Origin of the sequence: Pseudomonas sp. ES1, from assembly GCF_050586605.1 — a bacterium.
GTDB lineage: Bacteria > Pseudomonadota > Gammaproteobacteria > Pseudomonadales > Pseudomonadaceae > Aquipseudomonas > Aquipseudomonas sichuanensis.
The window spans coordinates 60539-81381 of record NZ_JBOBDM010000023.1; the positions used below are offsets into that span (position 1 = coordinate 60539).

Sequence of the window (20843 nt, forward strand, 5' to 3'; positions counted from 1 at the left end):
GGTACAGTTACAAACGGTTCCATACAAAAACAACTATTACACCGAGGTAACACAGATGAGTGCGGCTCCACTGTATCCCGTTCGTCCCGAGGTTGCGGCCACTACCCTGACCGACGAGGCCACCTACAAGGCCATGTACCAGCAGTCTGTGATCAACCCGGACGGCTTCTGGCGCGAGCAGGCCCAGCGCCTGGACTGGATCAAGCCCTTCACCAAGGTCAAGCAGACCTCGTTCGACGACCACCATGTCGATATCAAGTGGTTCGCCGACGGCACTCTGAACGTTTCCTCCAACTGCCTGGACCGCCACCTCGAAGAGCGCGGCGACCAGTTGGCGATCATCTGGGAGGGCGACGACCCTTCCGAGCACCGCAACATTACCTACCGCGAGCTCCACGAGCAGGTCTGCAAGTTCGCCAACGCCCTGCGGGGCCAGGACGTGCACCGTGGTGACGTGGTCACCATCTATATGCCGATGATCCCCGAGGCGGTGGTGGCCATGCTGGCCTGTGCCCGTATCGGCGCGATCCACTCGGTGGTGTTCGGAGGCTTCTCGCCGGAGGCCCTGGCCGGGCGCATCATCGACTGCAAGTCGAAAGTGGTGATCACCGCCGACGAAGGTGTGCGCGGCGGTCGTCGTACCCCGCTCAAGGGCAACGTCGACCTGGCCCTAACCAACCCTGAAACCAGCAGCGTGCAGAAGATCATCGTGTGCAAGCGCACCGGCGGCGACATCGCCTGGCACCAGCACCGCGACATCTGGTACGAGGACCTGATGAAGGTCGCCTCCAGCCACTGTGCGCCGAAAGAGATGGGGGCCGAAGAGGCGCTGTTCATCCTTTATACCTCCGGCTCCACTGGCAAGCCTAAGGGTGTGCTGCATACCACCGGTGGCTACCTGGTGTATGCCGCGCTCACCCATGAGCGGGTGTTCGACTACCGCCCGGGCGAGGTGTACTGGTGCACCGCCGACGTGGGCTGGGTCACCGGCCACAGCTATATCGTCTACGGCCCGCTGGCCAATGGCGCCACCACGCTGCTGTTCGAAGGTGTGCCGAACTACCCGGACATCACTCGCGTGTCGAAGATCGTCGATAAGCACAAGGTCAACATCCTCTACACCGCGCCGACCGCGATCCGCGCCATGATGGCCGAGGGCGAAGCCGCCGTGGCCGGCGCCGACGGTTCCAGCCTGCGCCTGCTGGGCTCGGTGGGCGAGCCGATCAACCCGGAGGCCTGGAACTGGTACTACAAGACCGTCGGCAAGCAGCGCTGCCCGATCGTCGACACCTGGTGGCAGACCGAGACCGGTGGTGTGCTGATCAGCCCGTTGCCGGGCGCTACCGCGCTCAAGCCGGGTTCGGCAACCCGCCCATTCTTCGGGGTGGTGCCAGCCCTGGTGGACAACCTGGGCAACCTGATCGATGGCGCGGCCGAAGGCAACCTGGTGATTCTCGATTCGTGGCCGGGCCAGTCGCGTTCGCTGTATGGCGACCACGACCGCTTTGTCGACACCTACTTCAAGACCTTCCGTGGCATGTACTTCACCGGTGACGGCGCCCGTCGCGACGAGGACGGCTACTACTGGATCACTGGCCGTGTGGATGACGTGCTGAACGTGTCCGGCCACCGCATGGGCACTGCCGAGATCGAAAGCGCCATGGTTGCCCACCCGAAAGTGGCCGAGGCCGCGGTGGTGGGTGTGCCGCACGACATCAAGGGGCAGGGCATCTATGTCTATGTCACCCTCAATGCTGGTGAGGAGTCGAGCGAGCAGCTGCGCCTGGAGCTGAAGAACTGGGTGCGCAAGGAGATCGGCCCGATCGCTTCGCCGGACGTGATCCAGTGGGCGCCGGGCCTGCCGAAAACCCGCTCGGGCAAGATCATGCGCCGCATCCTGCGCAAGATTGCCACGGCCGAGTACGACGCGCTGGGTGATATCTCCACCCTGGCCGACCCGGGTGTGGTGCAGCACCTGATCGATACCCACAAGGCAATGAGCCTGGCTTCGGCCTGATCTGCCTGATCGCGGGCTTGCCCCGCGATTGCCTCCCATCAAAGCAAACCCCGCCGGGCAACCGGCGGGGTTTTTGCTTTACTGAATGGACTGTTACCCGACATTCATCGGTAACCGTGCCTGTAGGTGGTTTCGCACAGAAATGGGGCTTGAGGAAACAATCTGTGGCCTATCGCGGTGCGACCTTTCAGCCATTTCATGCACCGTGGCACGCTGCACTTGCCGGAATACAAGGGTTTGCCAATAATAGGCGCGCTTATTGCTTTGGATATAGGTTATTTCTCTTTTGCTCTTGCATAATCAGCGAGAGCTGTCAATATCGCCCGCCGCGGTTTCAAGCGCTTCTGTAACTAGTTGTCGCTTTGAAGAAATATCGACTACCGGGCTGTCGCTAAAATGCCACTCACTCGCTCGTGGTCTGCGACCTTGGTCGAAACCTGCGCGGCTCGCGTTGTACCCATTCGCATATCGGGCAGCCGTTACACCTGCCTTGTATTGCCCCGTACCGATGGAGTTACCTGATGAAGAAGCTTGCACTGCTTGGCGCCCTGGCGCTTTCCGTGTTTTCCCTGGTATCGCAGGCCGATGAGAAGCCGTTGAAGATCGGTATCGAGGCCGCCTACCCACCCTTCGCCTTCAAGCAACCCGACGGCAGCATCGCCGGCTTCGACTACGACATCGGCAACGCCCTGTGCGAAGAGATGAAAGCCAAGTGCACCTGGGTCGAGCAGGAATTCGATGGCCTGATCCCGGCGCTGAAAGTGCGCAAGATCGACGCCATCCTGTCGTCCATGTCGATCACTGACGATCGCAAGAAGTCGGTTGACTTCACCAAGCGCTACTACCTCACCCCAGCCCGCCTGGTGATGAAGGAAGGTACCGCCATCAGCGAGAGCCTGACTGAGCTCAAGGACAAGAAGATCGGTGTGCAGCGTGGCTCGATCCACGACCGCTTCGCCAAGGAAGTCCTGGCCCCGAAAGGCGCCACCGTCGTGCCTTACGGCACTCAGAACGAAATCTACCTGGACGTGGCGGCTGGTCGCCTCGACGGCACCGTGGCTGACGCCACCCTGCTCGAAGACGGCTTCCTGAAAACCGACGCCGGCAAGGGCTTCGGTTTCGTTGGCCCGGCGTTCACCGACGCGAAGTACTTCGGTGACGGCATCGGCATTGCCGTGCGCAAGGGTGATGACGCCAATCGCGAGCGCATCAACAAGGCCATCGACGCGATCCGCGCCAACGGCAAGTACAAAGAGATCGAGAAGAAGTACTTCAACTTCGACATCTACGGCCCTGACGCTCAGTAAGACGTAGGGTTTCACCTGTGCAATGGTGCAAACAGCAGAATCTCTGAGGTTTGCACCATTTTTCATTCCCAAGCCCTGAGGAATTGCAATCATGTTGAAAGGCTATGGGGCAGTCATCCTCGATGGGGCGTGGCTGACGCTGCAGCTCGCCCTGTCGTCGATGGCCCTGGCCATCGTCCTCGGCCTGATCGGTGTGGCGCTGCGCTTGTCGCCGGTGCGCTGGTTGGCCTGGCTGGGTGACCTTTATTCCACGGTGATCCGTGGCATCCCTGACCTGGTGTTGATCCTGCTGATCTTCTACGGCGGCCAGGACCTGCTCAATCGGCTGGCACCGCTGCTGGGCTATGACGACTACATCGACCTGAATCCGCTGGTGGCCGGTATCGGTACCCTGGGCTTCATCTTCGGGGCCTACCTGTCGGAAACCTTCCGCGGCGCCTTCCTGGGCATCCCCAAGGGGCAGGCCGAGGCCGGTGCGGCGTATGGCATGAGCAACCTGCAGGTGTTCTTCCGCATCATGGTGCCGCAGATGATCCGCCTGGCGATCCCGGGTTTCACCAACAACTGGCTGGTGCTGACCAAGGCGACCGCGCTGATTTCGGTGGTCGGCCTGCAGGACATGATGTTCAAGGCCAAGCAGGCGGCCGATGCCACCCGCGAACCCTTCACCTTCTTCCTGGCGGTGGCGGCGCTGTACCTGGTGTTGACCAGTGTCTCGCTGCTGGCGCTGAAGTACCTCGAGAAGCGCTACTCGGTTGGCGTCAAGGTGGTTGAACTATGATCTTTGACTACAACGTCATCTGGGAAGCCATGCCGCTGTACCTGGGCGGCCTGCTGACCACGCTGAAGCTGCTGGCGCTGTCGCTGCTGTTCGGCCTGCTGGCGGCCATCCCGCTGGGCTTGATGCGGGTTTCGAAACAACCGGTGGTGAACATGACCGCCTGGCTGTACACCTACGTCATTCGCGGCACGCCGATGCTGGTGCAACTGTTCCTGATCTACTACGGCCTGGCCCAGTTCGAGGCGGTGCGCGAAAGCTTCCTGTGGCCGTGGCTGTCCAGCGCGACCTTCTGCGCCTGCCTGGCGTTCGCCATCAACACCAGCGCCTACACCGCCGAAATCATCGCCGGCAGCCTCAAGGCCACACCCCATGGCGAGATCGAGGCCGCCAAGGCGATCGGCATGTCGCGCTTCAAGATGTACCGTCGCATCCTGCTGCCGTCGGCACTGCGCCGGGCGTTGCCGCAGTACAGCAACGAGGTGATCATGATGCTGCAGACCACCAGCCTGGCGTCGATCGTCACCCTGATCGACATCACCGGTGCTGCGCGCACGGTCAATGCCCAGTATTACCTGCCTTTCGAGGCCTACATCACGGCGGGCGTGTTCTACCTGTGCCTGACCTTCATCCTGGTGCGCCTGTTCAAGATGGCCGAACGCCGCTGGCTCGGCTACCTGGCGCCGCGCAAGCACTGACCGCTCTGTGAGAACCGACAGCATGTACAAACTTCAAATCCAAGACCTGCACAAGCGCTACGGCAGCCACGAGGTGCTCAAGGGCATCTCCCTCGAAGCCAAGGCAGGCGACGTGATCAGCATCATCGGCTCCAGTGGCTCGGGCAAATCGACATTCCTGCGTTGCATCAACATGCTCGAGCAGCCCCATGCCGGGCGGATCCTGCTCAACAATGAAGAGCTCAAGCTGGTGGCCGGCAAGGACGGCGCGCTCAAGGCCTCCGACCCAAAACAGTTGCAGCGCATGCGTTCGCGGCTGTCGATGGTGTTCCAGCACTTCAACCTGTGGTCGCACATGACTGCGCTGGAGAACGTCATCGAGGCCCCGGTGCACGTGCTGGGCGTGAACAAGAAGGAAGCGCTGGAAAAGGCCGAGCACTACCTGAACAAGGTCGGTGTCGCCCATCGCAAGGACGCGTTCCCCGGGCATATGTCCGGCGGCGAGCAGCAGCGCGTGGCCATCGCCCGCGCCCTGGCCATGGAACCCGAGGTGATGCTGTTCGACGAGCCGACCTCGGCATTGGACCCTGAGCTGGTGGGCGATGTGCTCAAGGTGATGCAGTCGCTGGCCCAGGAAGGCCGCACCATGGTGGTGGTCACCCACGAGATGGGCTTTGCCCGGGAAGTCTCCAACCAGCTGGTGTTCCTGCACAAAGGCCTGGTGGAAGAGCGCGGCTGCCCGCGTGAAGTGCTGGTCAATCCGCAGTCCGAGCGACTCAAGCAGTTCCTCTCCGGTAGCCTGAAGTAAAGGCTGCACTTTGCACCATAATGGGGCATGCTGCGCAGCGCGCGCGGCATGCCTTGGCGCCACGAGCGCGAACCTTCCCCTCCAGGTTTCGGACCACGCCCTATGACCACCCAGCGAATCGGATTTCTCATCTGGCCCAGCACCAAGCCGCTGACCCTGGCGTTGGCCGACGAGGTGTTGCAGGTGGCTCAGCGGGTGCATCCGGAGGTGGTCTACGAGCTGGTCTACTTGCAGGCCGAGGCCGGGCAGGAGGGCGCCTGGCGCCTGCCGGGCGAGGCCTGGAACGGCCGCCTGGAAGGTTGCCAGAAGTTGTTCCTGCTGGCCGACGAGCCGCCGGCGGCGATCAGTTCGGCGTTGTCGGCCGCACTCAAGCAGCTGGCGCGCAGTGGCTGCATGGTCGGTGGCCTGTCCGCCGGGGTCTATCCGCTGGCGGCGATGGGGCTGCTCGATGGCTACCGCGCTGCGGTGCACTGGCGCTGGCAGGATGATTTTGCCGAGCGGTTCCCCAAGGTGATCGCCACCAGCCACCTGTTCGACTGGGATCGGGACCGCTTGACCGCCTGTGGCGGCATGGCGGTGACCGACCTGTTGCTGGCGGTGCTGGCGCGTGACCACGGCGCCGAACTGGCCGGTGCGGTCTCCGAAGAGTTGGTGGTCGAACGCATTCGTGAAGGGGGGGAGCGCCAGCGTATCCCGCTGCAGAACCGCTTGGGTTCCAGTCATCCGAAGCTCACCCAGGCGGTGCTGCTGATGGAGGCCAATATCGAAGAGCCGCTGACCACCGACGAGATCGCCCAGCATGTGTGCGTGTCCCGTCGCCAGCTGGAGCGGATCTTCAAGCAGTACCTCAACCGGGTGCCCAGCCAGTATTACCTGGAGCTGCGCCTGAACAAGGCGCGGCAGATGCTGATGCAGACCAGCAAGTCGATCATCCAGATTGGCCTGTCGTGCGGGTTCTCCTCCGGGCCGCATTTCTCCAGTGCGTACCGCAACTTCTTTGGCGCCACGCCGCGTGAAGACCGCAACCAGCGGCGCAGCAGCAGCCCGTTCGAACTCAGCTCGGCGCCGGCTGAGAAGGGCTGATTTCTCTATTGCCTGTGCCGGCCCCTTCGCGGGTAAACCCGCTCCCACAGGATCTGTGCAGCATTCGAAGGCTGTGCGGTCCCTGTGGGAGCGGGTTTACCCGCGAAAGGGCCAGTACAGTTGAAATGTGAACACCCGTTCACCCAGCCCCTGTCTGCCATTACACTGCGCGATTGCGACAGTGTTTGTCGCATTGCCGAAAACCTGCTGAAAACAGGGTTTTGCGCTGTAACAAGTTGTCGCCTGGCAGCAAGGACAGGCGCCGATCAGTCCTTACAATCCCCCCATCGCTCGCCACTTCCAGGCCAGCGTTCCTCTTCAGGAGACTCAGATGTCCGTTGAGCAAGCCCCGGTGCAACGTGCCGATTTCGACCAGGTCATGGTCCCCAACTATTCTCCGGCGGCCTTCATTCCTGTGCGAGGCGAGGGCTCCCGTGTCTGGGATCAGTCGGGTCGCGAGCTGATCGACTTCGCCGGCGGTATCGCCGTCAACGCCCTGGGCCACTGCCATCCGGCGCTGGTCAAGGCACTGACCGAACAGGCCAACACCCTCTGGCACGTCTCCAACGTATTCACCAACGAGCCGGCCCTGCGCCTGGCGCACAAGCTGGTGGACGCGACCTTTGCCGAGCGTGCGTTCTTCTGCAACTCCGGCGCCGAAGCCAACGAGGCCGCCTTCAAGTTGGCCCGTCGCGTCGCCCATGACCGTTTCGGCCCGGACAAGCACGAAATCATCGCCACGGTTAACAGCTTCCACGGCCGTACCCTGTTCACTGTCAGCGTCGGTGGCCAGCCCAAGTACTCCGACGGCTTCGGCCCGAAGATCACCGGCATCAGCCACGTGGCCTACAACGACCTGGACGCGCTGAAGGCGCAGATTTCCGACAAGACCTGCGCCGTGGTGATCGAACCGATCCAGGGCGAGAGCGGCGTGGTTCCGGCCGACAAGGCGTACCTGGAAGGCGCCCGCAAGCTGTGTGAAGAACACAATGCCCTGCTGATCTTCGATGAAGTGCAGACCGGCGTCGGCCGTACCGGCTCGCTGTATGCCTACCAGCATTACGGCGTCACCCCGGACATCCTCACCAGCGCCAAGAGCCTGGGCGGCGGCTTCCCGATCGGCGCCATGCTGACCACCAGCGAGATTGCCAAGCACCTGGCCGTCGGCACCCACGGCACCACCTACGGTGGCAACCCGCTGGGCTGCGCCGTCGCCTGCGCAGTGCTGGACGTGATCAACACCCCGCAAACGCTGGCGGGCATCAAGGCCAAGCACGAGCGCTTCAAGACCCGCCTGGAAAAGATCGGCCAGCAATCCGGCCTGTTCACCCAGGTGCGTGGCGTCGGCCTGTTGCTCGGCTGCGTGCTCAGCGACGCCTGGAAAGGCAAGGCCAAGGACATCCTCAACGCCGCCGAGAAGGAAGGCCTGATGGTGCTGCAGGCGGGCCCCGACGTGGTGCGCTTCGCCCCGAGCCTGGTGGTCGAGGATGCCGACATCGACGAAGGCCTGGATCGCTTTGAGCGTGCCGTGGCCAAACTGACTCAGGGCTGATCGCCCGGTAGTCCTGTCGCCCGCCCTGATCACGATCGGGGCGGGCGAATCCTGAATTTCAATGCGGGCACCTGCTTGCAGGTAGTGGCGCGTGCCCGCTGTTTTCCCGTGCCGATTGATCGGCGCGCTTTCCCGAAAGGAGTGACACCATGCTGGTGATGCGCCCCGCGCAAATGGCTGATCTGAACGAAGTGCAGCGCATGGCTGCCGACAGCCCCATTGGTGTCACCTCGCTGCCGGACGATGCCGGTCGCCTGGGCGACAAGATCGCCGCCTCGGAAACTTCCTTCGCCGCTGAAGTGAGCTTCAATGGCGAAGAGAGCTACTTCTTCGTGCTCGAAGACAGCGCCACCGGCAAGCTGGTCGGCTGCTCGGCCATCGTCGCCTCTGCCGGCTACTCCGAGCCGTTCTACAGCTTTCGCAACGAGACCTTCGTGCATGCCTCGCGCGAGCTGAAGATCCACAACAAGATCCACGTCCTGTCGCTGTGCCACGACCTCACTGGCAACAGCCTGCTGACCAGCTTCTATGTGCTGCCCGAGCTGGTCAACAGCGCCTTCGCCGAGCTCAACTCCCGTGGCCGCCTGCTGTTCATGGCCGCACACCCGGAGCGCTTCGCCGAGTCGGTGGTGACCGAAATCGTCGGCTACAGCGACGAGCAGGGCGAGTCGCCGTTCTGGGATGCCATCGGGCGCAACTTCTTCGACCTCAACTACGCCGACGCCGAGCGCCTGTGCGGCCTGAAGAGCCGTACCTTCCTGGCCGAGCTGATGCCGCACTACCCGATCTATGTGCCGCTGCTCCACGATGAGGCCCAGGAAGCGATGGGCCAGGTGCACCCGCGGGCGCAGATCACCTTCGACATCCTCATGCGTGAGGGCTTCGAGACCGAGCACTACATCGACATCTTCGACGGCGGCCCGACCCTGCATGCCCGTGCTTCGGGGATCCGCTCGATCGCCCAGAGCCGTGTGGTGCCGGTCAAGCTTGACCAAGCGCCGGTCAAGGGCGGCCGCCTGTACCTGGTGTGCAACGGCCAGTTGCAAGATTACCGCGCGGTGCTGCTGGAGCTGGACTGGGTGCCGGGCAAGCCGGTCAGCCTGAACAGCGAAGCCGCCGATGCCCTGGGCGTCGGCGAGGGTGCCAGCGTGCGCCTGGTAGCGGTCTGATAAGCCGGAACAGAGAGTTTCGCGGCGGGCACAGACCGCCGCACAAGGAGATAGCATGATCGTTCGTCCTGTACGCAGCAGCGATTTACCCGCGCTGATCGAATTGGCCCGCAGCACCGGTACCACCGGGCTGACCACGCTCCCGGCCAACGAAGAGCGCCTCGGCCAGCGTGTCGGCTGGGCCGAGAAGAGCTTCCGCGGTGAAGCCGAGCGCGGCGATACCGACTACCTGTTCGTGCTGGAGAACGACGAAGGCCTGGTGGTCGGCATCAGTGCCATCGCCGGCGCCGTCGGTTTGCGTGAGCCCTGGTACAACTACCGGGTAGGGCTGACCGTCAGCGCCTCGCAGGAGCTGGGCATCTACCGCGAGATCCCCACGCTGTTCCTGGCCAACGACCTGACCGGCAACTCCGAGCTGTGCTCGTTGTTCCTGCGCAGCGACCATCGCAGCGGCCTCAACGGCCGGCTGCTGTCCAAGGCGCGGATGCTGTTCATCGCCGAGTTCCCGCAGCTGTTCGGCAACAAGATCATCGCCGAGATGCGCGGCATGTCCGATGAGTCCGGGCGCTCGCCGTTCTGGGAAAGCCTGGGCCGGCACTTCTTCAAGATGGAGTTCAGCCAGGCCGACTACCTCACCGGGGTGGGCAACAAGTCGTTCATCGCCGAACTGATGCCCAAGTTCCCGCTGTACACCTGCTTCCTGTCGCAGGCTGCGCGCGACGTGATCGGCCGCGTGCACACCGACACCGAGCCGGCGCTGGCCATGCTCAAGCGCGAAGGCTTCAACTACCAGGGGTATGTCGACATCTTCGACGCAGGCCCGGCTATCGAGTGCGAAACCTCGAAGATCCGTGCGGTGCGTGAAAGCGAAACCCTGGTGCTGGCTGTCGGCACGCCGGGTGACGACGCCACCCCTTACATCATTCACAACCGCAAGCGCGAAGACTGCCGCATCACTGCCGCGCCGGCGCGCCTTGCCGCAGGCACGCTGGTGGTTGATCCGCTGACCGCCAAGCGCCTGCGCCTGGGCGCCGGCGACAATGTGCGCGCGGTGCCGCTGTCCGCCGGCCGGGAGGCTCAGTAAATGACCACGCATTACATCGCAGGCAAATGGCTGGCTGGCCAGGGCGAAGCCTTGCAGTCGCTCAACCCCGTCACCCAGGCGGTGGTCTGGGCCGGGCAGGGCGCCGATGCCGCACAAGTTGCAGCGGCAGTGGAGGCGGCGCGCCAAGCGTTCCCGAACTGGGCGCAGCTGAGCCTGGAAGCGCGTATCGCTGTGCTCGAGGCGTTCGCCGAAAAACTCAAGGCCCGTGCCGACGAGCTGGCACGTTGCATTGGTGAAGAAACCGGCAAGCCCTTGTGGGAGTCGGCCACCGAAGTCACCAGCATGGTCAACAAGGTGGCGATCTCGGTGCAGAGCTACCGCGAACGTACCGGTGAAAAGAGCGGCCCGCTGGCCGACGCCACGGCCGTGCTGCGCCACAAGCCCCATGGTGTGGTGGCAGTGTTCGGCCCGTACAACTTCCCCGGCCACCTGCCCAACGGCCACATCGTCCCGGCCTTGCTGGCGGGCAACTGCGTGGTCTTCAAGCCGAGTGAACTGACCCCCAAGGTTGCCGAGCTGACGGTGCAGTGCTGGATTGAAGCCGGGCTGCCTGCCGGTGTGCTCAACCTGGTGCAAGGTGCCCGCGAAACCGGCGTGGCGCTGGCTGCCAACCCGGGTATCGATGGCCTGTTCTTCACTGGCTCCAGCCGCACCGGCAACCTGTTGCACCAGCAGTTCGCCGGGCGCCCGGACAAGATCCTGGCCCTGGAGATGGGCGGCAACAACCCGCTGGTGGTGGACGAGGTCAAGGACCTGGACGCCGCGGTCTACACCATCATCCAGTCGGCGTTCATTTCCGCCGGCCAGCGCTGCACCTGTGCCCGGCGCCTGCTGGTGCCCCAGGGCGCCTGGGGCGACCAACTGCTCGCGCGCCTGGTCGAGGTCAGCCGTAGTATCAGTGTCGGCGCTTTCGACCAGCAGCCGGCACCCTTCATGGGCTCGGTGATTTCGCTGCAGGCCGCCCGCGCGCTGGTCGCGGCCCAGGCGGATCTGCTCGACAAGGGCGCCGTGGCGCTGCTGGAGATGACCCAGCCACAGGCCAATGCGGCACTGCTGACTCCGGGCATCATCGACGTCACCGCCGTGACCGGCCGCCCGGACGAAGAGTTCTTCGGCCCGCTGCTGCAAGTGATCCGCTACAGCGATTTCGACGCGGCGATCAATGAGGCCAACAACACCCAGTACGGCCTGGCTGCCGGGTTGCTGTCGGACTCCAATGCCCGTTACCAGCACTTCTGGCTGCGCAGCCGCGCCGGTATCGTCAACTGGAACAAGCAACTGACCGGTGCCGCCAGCAGCGCGCCGTTCGGTGGTGTCGGTGCCAGCGGCAACCACCGCGCCAGCGCTTACTACGCGGCCGACTATTGCGCCTACCCCGTGGCTTCGCTGGAGACCGCGAGCCTTGCACTGCCGGCGACCCTGACGCCGGGCGTCACCCTATAACAACAGGTCTCGGAGCCTTGCCGATGAAATCCTACGAAGTGAATTTTGATGGCCTGGTGGGGCCGACCCACAACTACGGTGGCCTGTCCTACGGCAACGTGGCGTCACAAAGCAACAGCCAGCAGGGCTCCAACCCGCGCGAAGCGGCGCGCCAGGGCCTGACCAAGATGAAGGCGCTGATGGAAATGGGCTTCCAGCAGGGCGTGCTGGCGCCGCAGGAGCGCCCGGATGTGGCTGCCCTGCGCAGCCTGGGCTTCACCGGCAGCGACGCTGAGGTGATTCGCCGCGCGGCGAAAGAAGCCATGCCGTTGCTGGTCGCCAGTTGCTCGGCCTCGAGCATGTGGGTGGCCAACGCCGCCACGGTCAGCCCCAGCGCCGACACCGCCGACGGCCGCGTGCACTTCACGGCCGCCAACCTCAACTGCAAATACCACCGCAGTATCGAACACCCGACCACCAGCCGTGTGCTGGGGGCCATGTTCAATGACGACAAGCACTTCGCCCACCATGCCGCGCTGCCGGCGGTGGCGCAGTTCGGTGACGAAGGCGCGGCCAACCACACGCGGTTCTGCAAAGATTACGGCGATGCCGGCGTCGAGTTCTTCGTCTATGGCCGCAGCGCGTTCGACAGCCGCTATCCGGCGCCGCAGAAGTACCCGGCGCGCCAGACCCTGGAAGCCTCGCAGGCGGTCGCCCGGCTGCACGGCCTGCGCGACGATGGCGTGGTCTACGCTCAACAGAACCCGGCGGTGATCGACCAGGGCGTGTTCCACAACGATGTGATCTCGGTGGGCAATGGCGAGGTGCTGTTCTACCACGAGGACGCCTTCCTCGAGACCGACGCCGTGCTCGGCCAGCTGCAGGCTAAACTGGCCGGCAAGGGTGGCCAGTTCCAGGCCATCTGCGTGCCGCGCTCGGCGGTGGCGGTGGAGGACGCAGTGCGTTCCTACCTGTTCAACAGCCAGCTGCTCAGCCGCGCCGACGGTTCCATGCTGCTGGTGGTGCCGGAAGAGTGCCGCAACAACGAGCGCGTCTGGGCGTATCTGGGGCAACTGACCAGCCAGGGCGGCCCGGTGAAGGAGGTCAAGGTGTTCGACCTCAAGCAGAGCATGCAGAACGGCGGTGGCCCGGCTTGCCTGCGTTTGCGCGTGGCCTTGAAGGAAACGGAACTGGCGGCGGTCAATCCAGGCGTTATCATGACGGCCTCGCTGTACGACACCTTGGTGCAGTGGGTCGACAAGCACTACCGCGATCGCCTTGGCGAAGCGGACCTGGCCGACCCGCAGCTGCTGATCGAATGTCGTACGGCATTGGATGAGCTGACCCAGATCATGAAGCTGGGTTCGGTGTATCCGTTCCAACGCCAACCTTGATAGAGAGAAATTGCAATGTCCGACGCCCTGCGCCTGATCCTGGAAGATGAAGACGGCACCCAGCTGGAAACCTCCTGCACGCGCTTTGCCGTGGTTTGGCAAGGCAAGGAAGTGTGGATCCAGCAGGACGGCCGCGGCCAGCTGCTGATCGGTGTCGATGTCGACGAGAACGACACCGAGTACGCCAACCTGCTGTTGCGTCCGATGGCCACCAACCTGGTCAGTCTGCAACTGGAAATGGAACCGGCAGAGGTCGGTGATGACGACGATCACGTCCATGGCCCGGACTGCGGCCACCACCACTAAGGAAGTGCCTATGCTCGCCCTCGGCAAACTGCTTGAGCTGACCCTGACCGATCACGAACCGGCCGAGAAGACCCAAGTGACACCCAAGGGCGCGCGTTTGCGCTGGCTGGGGGAGGGCGCACTGGAAGTGCGTCCGCCCGAAGGCGATGACAGCGGGCTGGATCTGCTGCTCTCGGCCGGGATTCACGGCAACGAGACAGCGCCTATCGAACTGCTCGAGCGGCTGCTGCATGGTGTGGCCAATGGCAAGATCAAGCCCCGTGCGCGGGTGCTGTTCCTGTTCGGCAACCCGGCGGCGATCCGCAAGGGCGAGCGTTTCATCGAGCAGGACATCAACCGCCTGTTCAACGGCCGTCATGAGCTTTCCAGCGGCTTCGAGGCGTTGCGTGCCGCTGAGCTCGAGCAGTTTGCCCGGGTGTTCTTCAGCAAGCCGGAACGTACCCGCCTGCATTACGACCTGCATACCGCGATCCGCGGTTCCAAGATCGAGCAGTTCGCCTTGTATCCCTACAAGGAGGGCCGCACGCATTCCCGGCGTGAACTGGCGCGCCTGGCTGCGGCAGGGATGGAGGCAGTGCTGCTGCAGAGCAAGTCTTCGATTACCTTCAGTGCCTTCACTTATGAGCAGCTGGAGGCTGAGGCCTTTACCCTCGAACTGGGCAAGGCGCGGCCATTTGGGCAGAACGAAGGCGTCAATCTCGACAAGCTCGAAGAGCGCCTCATCCAGATCATCGAAGGTACCGAGCCTGAGACCGGCGACTCGCTCGACGGCCTGAAGCTGTTCAGCGTCGCCCGCGAGATCATCAAGCACAGTGACAGCTTCCACCTGCACCTGCCGGCGGACATCGAGAACTTCTCCGAGTTGAGCAAGGGCTACCTGCTGGCCGAGGACCTGGCCGAAACGCGCTGGGTCGTGGAGGAGGAGGGCGCGCGGATCATCTTCCCCAACCCGAAGGTCAAGAATGGCCTGCGGGCGGGGATAGTGATCGTTCCGGACAATGGCCAGCGCCTGGCCTGAAATCGCCATCAGTAATGCGTGCGGGCCGCCAAGCCCAGCTCCTGGCGCAAGGCGTTTTCGTTGAAGGGATAAGGGTTGCTGGCGGTCGCAGGTGTCTGCGGGTCGTCATCGAAGTCGAATGGTGGTTCGCCGCTGTCCAGCCCGACGGCCTGTTGCTCGGTGTCGCCCATCAGGGTGCCGGTGGCGAAGTTCCAGGCATGGCACAGCTCGTGATAGAGGATGATCAGCGAAGGGGCACCGGCTTTGTGGGCCAGCGGGTTGTAAAAGACATTGATGTTCAGCGCGGGTGTGCCACGCATGCCGTTCGCGATTCTGGGGGCGGCCTGGCCGTGGCTGAACTCGGCCATGGCGTTGTCCAAGGCTGGATGATGGGTGATGACGATCCTGGCGTGCCTGGCCACCAGATCCGCCATCAGCGTCGAACCTGTCAGCGTGGCCCGGAGCATCTTGAGCTGGCGGGTGACTTTCTCGATGTAGCGGTTATCGCCCCTGACCTGAAATGTCTGGGCGTGGTCTTCCGGCAGCGGGGTGTCCCATGCCTCGAACATCAGGGGGGCATCCAGGCCGCCCATGGCATTGATGCTCCCGGGGTGGCCATACATGCGATCGTCCAGGGGGCCGTTGCTCACGGCGTTGGTGCCGCTCATCGCCTCGATGATTGCCCGCCCTCCTTCAATCCATACGGTATCGTCGCCCTCCCCGGCGTAGATTGAGCTGTGGGTCGCGTTGCTGCTGATGTGATCGTTGCCCGTGCCGCCCTCGATCTCAACCTCTTTCAGGCCTTCGGCGACCACGAGGTCATTGCCGGGGCCTGCGTCGACAACGGCGATGCCTGCGCGGTCAGGCCCGCTCGAGCCGTCCAGATGCACTTCGTCATCGCCGCCCTGCGTTTCAATGACCACTTGAGTCTGCAAGCCGGTGAACGTCACCTTGTCATTGCCGTCGCCGGTTCGTATATGCAGCGGCCGATGCGCTGGAACCGCCAGCTCATAGAGCGTGTGGGCGATCTGCACGCTGATCCCGGCTGTGGTGCCGTGCACGTGCAGTTCGGCGCCCCTTTGCAGCGTTTCGATCAGCAGTGACTCCTGGCGCGTTTCGATCGACAGTTGCGGATCGTGGTAGGGCAGGGGGTAGGATTGGCGTGGTAATGAGGCGTGTGTAATCCAGACGTTTTGCACAGACATGGCCTGCTTCCGTGTGTTTGAAAGAGGCCACAGGCTAGTCGGCCGCCAGGGCGAGCAAGCGGTAAACCTTTAGTGACTTTGACTCCGGCGCGCGTCTGTTCGATGGCGGTTTTTGGATCCGTTCTTGAATGAACGCGATTCAATGAACTTTCCCGGCGAAATTGCCAGGCTCGCGCAGCAATTGGCTTGCCATCAGCGAAACCCTGGCTTTAGCATCGCGGTCATGCCGTTTCCAACTGCTTTAGTCTGATAAACCGCCCTATCGACGGTTTCTATCGCACAAACACACTGCACCCAGACTGCAGGACCGATATAATGCGGCCCTTTGCCGTCGTTTCGTCGATTCGACGTGTGGCCGCCGTTTCCGTGGAAGAACCTATGAAAAGCGCAGAAATCCGTGAAGCCTTCCTCCGCTTCTTCGAAGAGCAGGGACATACTCGCGTTGCCTCCAGCTCCCTGATCCCGGGCAATGACCCGACCCTGCTGTTCACCAACGCCGGCATGAACCAGTTCAAGGACTGCTTCCTCGGCCAGGAAAAGCGCGCCTACACCCGCGCGGTGAGCAGCCAGAAGTGCGTACGCGCCGGCGGCAAGCACAACGACCTGGAAAACGTCGGCTATACCGCCCGTCACCACACTTTCTTCGAGATGCTGGGCAACTTCAGCTTCGGCGACTATTTCAAGCGCGATGCAATCACCTTCGCCTGGACCTTCCTGACTTCGGACAAGTGGCTCAACCTGCCGAAGGAAAAACTGTGGGTCACCGTCTACGCCAGCGACGACGAGGCCTACGACATCTGGACCAAGGAAGTCGGCGTGCCCGCCGAGCGCATGGTGCGCATCGGTGACAACAAGGGCGCTCCGTACGCCTCCGACAACTTCTGGACCATGGGCGACACCGGCCCGTGCGGCCCGTGCACCGAGATTTTCTACGACCACGGCGCCGACATCTGGGGCGGCCCACCTGGCTCGCCGGAAGAAGACGGCGACCGTTACATCGAGATCTGGAACAACGTCTTCATGCAGTTCAACCGCACCGCCGATGGCGTCCTGCACCCGCTGCCAGCGCCGTCGGTGGACACCGGCATGGGCCTGGAGCGCATCAGTGCGGTGATGCAGCATGTGCACTCGAACTACCAGATCGACCTGTTCCAGAGCCTGTTGGCCGCGGCTGCCAAGGCCATCGGTTGCAGCAACGACGAGCAACCTTCGCTGAAAGTGGTCGCTGACCACATCCGTTCCTGCGGCTTCCTGATCGCCGACGGTGTGCTGCCGTCGAACGAAGGTCGTGGCTACGTGCTGCGCCGCATCATTCGTCGCGCCTGCCGCCACGGCAACAAGCTGGGCGCCACCGGCAGCTTCTTCCACAAGATCGTTGCCGCGCTGGTCACCGAGATGGGCGAAGCCTTCCCTGAGCTGAAAAGCCAGCAGGCGCACATCGAGCGGGTGCTCAAGACCGAAGAAGAGCAGTTCGCCAAGACCCTGGAGCAGGGCCTGCGCATCCTCGAGCAGGACCTGGCCCAGTTGCAGGGCAAGGTCGTGCCGGGCGACGTGGTGTTCAAGTTGTACGACACCTACGGCTTCCCCATGGACCTCACCGCCGACATCGCCCGCGAGCGTGAGCTGACCATCGACGAGGCCGGCTTCGAGCGTGAAATGGAAGCCCAGCGTGAGCGTGCCCGCTCCGCCAGCGCCTTCGGCATGGACTACAACAGCCTGGTCAAGGTCGATACCGCCACTGACTTCCTCGGCTACGATGCCACCGAAGGGCAGGGCAAGGTCATTGCCCTGTACAAGGATGGCCAAGCGGTCGAGCAGCTGGGCGAAGGCGAAGAGGGCGTGGTGATCCTGGATCGCACCCCGTTCTACGCAGAGTCCGGCGGCCAGGTGGGTGACTGCGGTTACCTGCAGGCCGGCGCCGCGCGCTTCGACGTGCGCGACACCACCAAGACCGGTGGCGCCTTCCTGCACCACGGTGTGGTTGCCAGCGGTGCGCTGACCGTTGGCGCAGCCGTCGACGCGCGTGTCGATGCCGATGTCCAGCACGCTACCTCGCTGAACCACTCCGCCACCCACCTGCTGCACGAAGCACTGCGCCAGGTACTGGGCGAGCACGTACAGCAGAAGGGCTCGCTGGTCGACAGCCAGCGCCTGCGTTTCGACTTCAGCCACTTCGAGGCAGTCAAGCCGGAGCAGATCAAGGCGCTGGAAGAAATCGTCAACCGTGAAGTGCGTCGTAACACCGAGGTGCAGACCGAGCTGACCGACATCGAGACCGCCAAGGCCAAGGGCGCCATGGCGTTGTTCGGTGAGAAGTATGGCGACACCGTGCGCGTGCTGAGCATGGGCGGTGACTTCTCCGTCGAACTGTGCGGTGGCATCCACGCCAAGCGCACGGGCGACATCAGCCTGTTCAAGATCATCAGCGAAGGCGGCGTGGCCTCTGGCGTGCGTCGTATCGAAGCGGTCACCGGTGCCGCCGCGCTGGCTTACCTTAACGCTGCCGAAGAGCAGGTCAAGGAAGCCGCGCAACTGGTCAAGGGTAATCGCGACAACCTGATCGACAAGCTGTCGGCTGTGCTCGAGCGCAACCGTCAGCTGGAAAAGCAGCTTGAACAGCTGCAGGCCAAGGCCGCCAGCGCCGCCGGGGACGATCTCTCCAATGCGGCCGTTGAGGTCAAGGGCGCCAAGGTGCTCGCCGCCCGCCTGGATGGGCAGGATGGCAAGGCCTTGCTGGCGCTCGTCGATCAGCTGAAGAACAAGCTCGGCCATGCAGTGATCCTGCTGGGTAGCGAGCATGAGGGCAAGGTCGTGCTGGTGGCTGGCGTGACCAAGGACCTCTCCGGCCAACTCAAGGCTGGCGATCTGATGAAGCAAGCCGCTGCGGCGGTGGGTGGCAAGGGTGGTGGTCGCCCGGACATGGCCCAGGGTGGTGGCGTCGACGTCGCCGCGCTGGACAATGCCTTGGCCCTGGCCGTGCCGTTCGCCGAGCAGGGACTTTGAGATGAGGCGACCGTCGGTCTAGTCGGCGGTCGCTTCATGTTGGATTGTTTTTTGGGGCCCCTTGGGGCTGAGGCACCTTTGAAATGGCGTTGATCGTACAGAAATTTGGCGGTACCTCTGTCGGTTCCATCGAGCGGATCGAGCAGGTAGCCGACAAGGTCAAGAAATTCCGTGAGCAAGGCACTGACCTGGTGGTAGTGCTGTCGGCCATGAGCGGCGAAACCAATCGCCTGATCGACCTGGCCAAGCAGATTACCGACAAGCCAGAGCCTCGCGAGCTGGACGTGATTGTTTCGACCGGTGAGCAGGTCACCATCGGCCTGTTGACCATGGCGTTGATGAAGCGTGGCGTGCCTGCGGTGTCGTACACCGGCAACCAGGTGCGCATCCTCACCGACAGCGCGCACAACAAGGCGCGTATCCTGCAGATCGACGACCAGAAGATCCGCGCCGACCTCAAGGCCGGCCGCGTGGTCGTGGTTGCAGGTTTCCAGGGTGTCGATGAGCACGGCAACATCACCACGCTTGGCCGTGGCGGCTCCGACACCACCGGTGTGGCACTCGCAGCGGCCCTGAAGGCCGACGAATGCCAGATCTACACCGATGTCGATGGTGTCTACACCACCGACCCGCGTGTCGTGCCCCAGGCCCAGCGCCTGGAGAAGATCACCTTCGAGGAGATGCTGGAAATGGCCAGCCTCGGCTCCAAGGTGCTGCAGATCCGTTCGGTGGAGTTCGCCGGCAAGTACAACGTTCCGCTGCGCGTGCTGCACAGCTTCAAGGAGGGTCCGGGTACCCTCATTACCATTGATGAAGAGGAATCCATGGAACAGCCAATCATTTCCGGTATCGCCTTCAACCGTGATGAGGCCAAGCTGACCATTCGTGGCGTCCCGGATACTCCTGGCGTTGCCTTCAAGATCCTCGGCCCGATCAGCGCGGCGAACATCGAAGTCGACATGATCGTGCAGAACGTTTCGCACGATAACACCACCGACTTCACCTTCACCGTGCACCGCAACGAGTACGAAAAGGCGTTGAGCGTGCTGGAGAACACCGCCCGTGAGATCGGTGCGCGTGAAGTGGTGGGTGATACCAAGATCGCCAAGGTATCGATCGTTGGTGTTGGCATGCGTTCGCACGCAGGTGTTGCCAGCCGCATGTTCGAAGCCCTGGCCAAGGAGAGCATCAACATCCAGATGATCTCCACCTCCGAGATCAAGGTCTCGGTAGTGATCGAAGAGAAGTACCTGGAGCTGGCCGTTCGCGCGCTGCACACCGCGTTCGAGCTCGATGCTCCTGCCCGACAGGGCGAGTAAGGCGTTGCCTGAGAGGGCGCGGCTTGCCGCGCCCTTCGTGTTTCTGGCTGCCGGTCGCACCCTTGTCCAGGTGCTGCTGGCAGTTTGTTCGGGTCAGTGCCGTCGTCCCCGGCAGGGCCCTGCTTAATCAAAGACTGTTGTCCCTGAAGTTACATGTGAGGAGAAAACTATGCTGATTCTGACTCGTCGGTGCGCCGAGAGCCTGATCATTGGTGACGGTGAGATCACCGTGACGGTCCTGGGTGTCAAAGGCAACCAGGTGCGTATCGGCGTGAGCGCGCCAAAAGAAGTGGCCGTTCACCGCGAGGAAATCTACCTGCGGATCAAGAAAGAGAAGGACGAGGAGCCAAGCCTTTAATTTTTTTGAAGTTTTTTTCAAAAAAAGGGTTGCAAACGAGGAAGGGTGTGTTTAATATTCGCCTCGTGTTGCGGTGAGGTGGCCGAGTGGCCGAAGGCGCTCCCCTGCTAAGGGAGTATACCTCATAAGGGTATCGGGGGTTCGAATCCCCCCTTCACCGCCATTATTTGCCTAGAGCGCTTTTAGCGATCTGGATGGCACAGCAAGACACGGACTCATAGCTCAGCTGGATAGAGTACTCGGCTACGAACCGAGCGGTCGCAGGTTCGAATCCTGCTGAGTCCGCCACTTTTGAAGTGGTTTTGCTTGCAAAGGCACTTCAACAAGCCAGTGGTAATCTGGT

17 protein-coding genes and 2 tRNA genes are annotated in these 20843 nt (G+C 62.9%); 18 read left to right on the forward strand and 1 reads right to left on the reverse strand.

Annotated elements, in window-relative coordinates:
- Nucleotides 1-55 precede the first annotated feature (55 nt).
- The 13 genes from acs to astE all read left to right on the forward strand — a co-directional run bounded on the left by acs (nucleotide 56) and on the right by astE (nucleotide 14636).
- Entirely contained in the window at nucleotides 56-2017 is a 1962-nt protein-coding gene (gene acs, locus ACQ4N9_RS12005; RefSeq protein ID WP_110991923.1) for an acetate--CoA ligase, read from the forward strand.
- A 521-nt stretch (nucleotides 2018-2538) separates the two neighbouring features.
- Complete coding sequence (locus ACQ4N9_RS12010) at nucleotides 2539-3324, forward strand: ABC transporter substrate-binding protein (RefSeq protein WP_390967233.1); 786 nt, start codon at nucleotides 2539-2541, stop codon at nucleotides 3322-3324.
- A 91-nt stretch (nucleotides 3325-3415) separates the two neighbouring features.
- On the forward strand, nucleotides 3416-4105 hold the full coding sequence (locus tag ACQ4N9_RS12015) for an ABC transporter permease (RefSeq protein WP_110991921.1): 690 nt from the start codon (nucleotides 3416-3418) through the stop codon (nucleotides 4103-4105).
- Complete coding sequence (locus ACQ4N9_RS12020) at nucleotides 4102-4800, forward strand: ABC transporter permease (protein ID WP_110991920.1); 699 nt, start codon at nucleotides 4102-4104, stop codon at nucleotides 4798-4800. The genes ACQ4N9_RS12015 and ACQ4N9_RS12020 overlap by 4 nt, the downstream gene beginning before the upstream one ends.
- 22 nt (nucleotides 4801-4822) lie before the next feature.
- Nucleotides 4823-5587, forward strand: a complete 765-nt coding sequence (locus tag ACQ4N9_RS12025) for an ABC transporter ATP-binding protein (protein WP_390967234.1) — start codon at nucleotides 4823-4825, stop codon at nucleotides 5585-5587.
- 102 nt (nucleotides 5588-5689) lie between these two features.
- Entirely contained in the window at nucleotides 5690-6670 is a 981-nt protein-coding gene (argR, locus tag ACQ4N9_RS12030) for a transcriptional regulator ArgR (protein WP_125465030.1), read from the forward strand.
- A gap of 331 nt (nucleotides 6671-7001) precedes the next feature.
- Complete coding sequence (locus tag ACQ4N9_RS12035; RefSeq protein WP_390967235.1) at nucleotides 7002-8222, forward strand: aspartate aminotransferase family protein; 1221 nt, start codon at nucleotides 7002-7004, stop codon at nucleotides 8220-8222.
- Between the two features lie 149 nt (nucleotides 8223-8371).
- Nucleotides 8372-9391: an arginine/ornithine succinyltransferase subunit alpha gene (aruF, locus tag ACQ4N9_RS12040; protein WP_390967236.1), complete on the forward strand. Its 1020-nt coding sequence runs from the start codon at nucleotides 8372-8374 to the stop codon at nucleotides 9389-9391.
- 55 nt (nucleotides 9392-9446) lie between these two features.
- Nucleotides 9447-10475: an arginine N-succinyltransferase gene (gene astA / locus ACQ4N9_RS12045; protein WP_390967237.1), complete on the forward strand. Its 1029-nt coding sequence runs from the start codon at nucleotides 9447-9449 to the stop codon at nucleotides 10473-10475.
- Nucleotides 10476-11939 (forward strand): succinylglutamate-semialdehyde dehydrogenase, encoded by a 1464-nt coding sequence (astD, locus tag ACQ4N9_RS12050; protein WP_390967238.1) that lies wholly within the window; start codon nucleotides 10476-10478, stop codon nucleotides 11937-11939.
- Nucleotides 11940-11962: 23 nt separating this feature from the next.
- The gene (gene astB, locus ACQ4N9_RS12055) at nucleotides 11963-13312 is read left to right on the forward strand and encodes an N-succinylarginine dihydrolase (protein WP_390967239.1); all 1350 of its coding nucleotides are present in this window, start codon (nucleotides 11963-11965) and stop codon (nucleotides 13310-13312) included.
- 15 nt (nucleotides 13313-13327) lie between these two features.
- Complete coding sequence (locus tag ACQ4N9_RS12060) at nucleotides 13328-13618, forward strand: topoisomerase II (protein WP_110991912.1); 291 nt, start codon at nucleotides 13328-13330, stop codon at nucleotides 13616-13618.
- 10 nt (nucleotides 13619-13628) lie between these two features.
- On the forward strand, nucleotides 13629-14636 hold the full coding sequence (gene astE, locus ACQ4N9_RS12065) for a succinylglutamate desuccinylase (protein WP_125465023.1): 1008 nt from the start codon (nucleotides 13629-13631) through the stop codon (nucleotides 14634-14636).
- A gap of 8 nt (nucleotides 14637-14644) precedes the next feature.
- Here astE and ACQ4N9_RS12070 read toward each other — a convergent pair whose 3' ends face one another.
- A complete protein-coding gene (locus ACQ4N9_RS12070; RefSeq protein WP_390967240.1) occupies nucleotides 14645-15820 on the reverse strand; it encodes a M91 family zinc metallopeptidase in 1176 nt (391 codons plus the stop codon).
- A gap of 378 nt (nucleotides 15821-16198) precedes the next feature.
- On the opposite strand from ACQ4N9_RS12070, the gene alaS reads away from it, so the two are divergent.
- The 5 genes from alaS (at nucleotide 16199) to ACQ4N9_RS12095 (ending at nucleotide 20788) form a co-directional block, all read left to right on the forward strand.
- Nucleotides 16199-18823 carry an alanine--tRNA ligase gene (alaS, locus tag ACQ4N9_RS12075; RefSeq protein ID WP_390967241.1) on the forward strand — a complete coding sequence of 875 codons (2625 nt, stop codon included), beginning with the start codon at nucleotides 16199-16201 and terminating at the stop codon, nucleotides 18821-18823.
- Nucleotides 18824-18906: 83 nt separating this feature from the next.
- Nucleotides 18907-20142, forward strand: a complete 1236-nt coding sequence (locus ACQ4N9_RS12080; protein ID WP_125465020.1) for an aspartate kinase — start codon at nucleotides 18907-18909, stop codon at nucleotides 20140-20142.
- Nucleotides 20143-20311: 169 nt separating this feature from the next.
- Complete coding sequence (gene csrA, locus ACQ4N9_RS12085) at nucleotides 20312-20500, forward strand: carbon storage regulator CsrA (RefSeq protein WP_003254503.1); 189 nt, start codon at nucleotides 20312-20314, stop codon at nucleotides 20498-20500.
- Between the two features lie 72 nt (nucleotides 20501-20572).
- Nucleotides 20573-20663 (forward strand) — tRNA-Ser (locus ACQ4N9_RS12090).
- 48 nt (nucleotides 20664-20711) lie between these two features.
- Nucleotides 20712-20788: transfer RNA gene (locus ACQ4N9_RS12095), tRNA-Arg, on the forward strand.
- Nucleotides 20789-20843: the final 55 nt, after the last annotated feature.

What these genes read in the sequence shown, in the direction of transcription:
- acs (WP_110991923.1), top strand. Translation starts at nt 56, where the DNA reads ATGAGTGCGGCTCCACTGTATCCCGTTCGTCCCGAGGTTGCGGCCACT.
- ACQ4N9_RS12010 (WP_390967233.1), top strand. Translation starts at nt 2,539, where the DNA reads ATGAAGAAGCTTGCACTGCTTGGCGCCCTGGCGCTTTCCGTGTTTTCC.
- ACQ4N9_RS12015 (WP_110991921.1), top strand. Translation starts at nt 3,416, where the DNA reads ATGTTGAAAGGCTATGGGGCAGTCATCCTCGATGGGGCGTGGCTGACG.
- ACQ4N9_RS12020 (WP_110991920.1), top strand. Translation starts at nt 4,102, where the DNA reads ATGATCTTTGACTACAACGTCATCTGGGAAGCCATGCCGCTGTACCTG.
- ACQ4N9_RS12025 (WP_390967234.1), top strand. Translation starts at nt 4,823, where the DNA reads ATGTACAAACTTCAAATCCAAGACCTGCACAAGCGCTACGGCAGCCAC.
- argR (WP_125465030.1), top strand. Translation starts at nt 5,690, where the DNA reads ATGACCACCCAGCGAATCGGATTTCTCATCTGGCCCAGCACCAAGCCG.
- ACQ4N9_RS12035 (WP_390967235.1), top strand. Translation starts at nt 7,002, where the DNA reads ATGTCCGTTGAGCAAGCCCCGGTGCAACGTGCCGATTTCGACCAGGTC.
- aruF (WP_390967236.1), top strand. Translation starts at nt 8,372, where the DNA reads ATGCTGGTGATGCGCCCCGCGCAAATGGCTGATCTGAACGAAGTGCAG.
- astA (WP_390967237.1), top strand. Translation starts at nt 9,447, where the DNA reads ATGATCGTTCGTCCTGTACGCAGCAGCGATTTACCCGCGCTGATCGAA.
- astD (WP_390967238.1), top strand. Translation starts at nt 10,476, where the DNA reads ATGACCACGCATTACATCGCAGGCAAATGGCTGGCTGGCCAGGGCGAA.
- astB (WP_390967239.1), top strand. Translation starts at nt 11,963, where the DNA reads ATGAAATCCTACGAAGTGAATTTTGATGGCCTGGTGGGGCCGACCCAC.
- ACQ4N9_RS12060 (WP_110991912.1), top strand. Translation starts at nt 13,328, where the DNA reads ATGTCCGACGCCCTGCGCCTGATCCTGGAAGATGAAGACGGCACCCAG.
- astE (WP_125465023.1), top strand. Translation starts at nt 13,629, where the DNA reads ATGCTCGCCCTCGGCAAACTGCTTGAGCTGACCCTGACCGATCACGAA.
- ACQ4N9_RS12070 (WP_390967240.1), bottom strand. Translation starts at nt 15,820, where the DNA reads ATGTCTGTGCAAAACGTCTGGATTACACACGCCTCATTACCACGCCAA.
- alaS (WP_390967241.1), top strand. Translation starts at nt 16,199, where the DNA reads ATGAAAAGCGCAGAAATCCGTGAAGCCTTCCTCCGCTTCTTCGAAGAG.
- ACQ4N9_RS12080 (WP_125465020.1), top strand. Translation starts at nt 18,907, where the DNA reads ATGGCGTTGATCGTACAGAAATTTGGCGGTACCTCTGTCGGTTCCATC.
- csrA (WP_003254503.1), top strand. Translation starts at nt 20,312, where the DNA reads ATGCTGATTCTGACTCGTCGGTGCGCCGAGAGCCTGATCATTGGTGAC.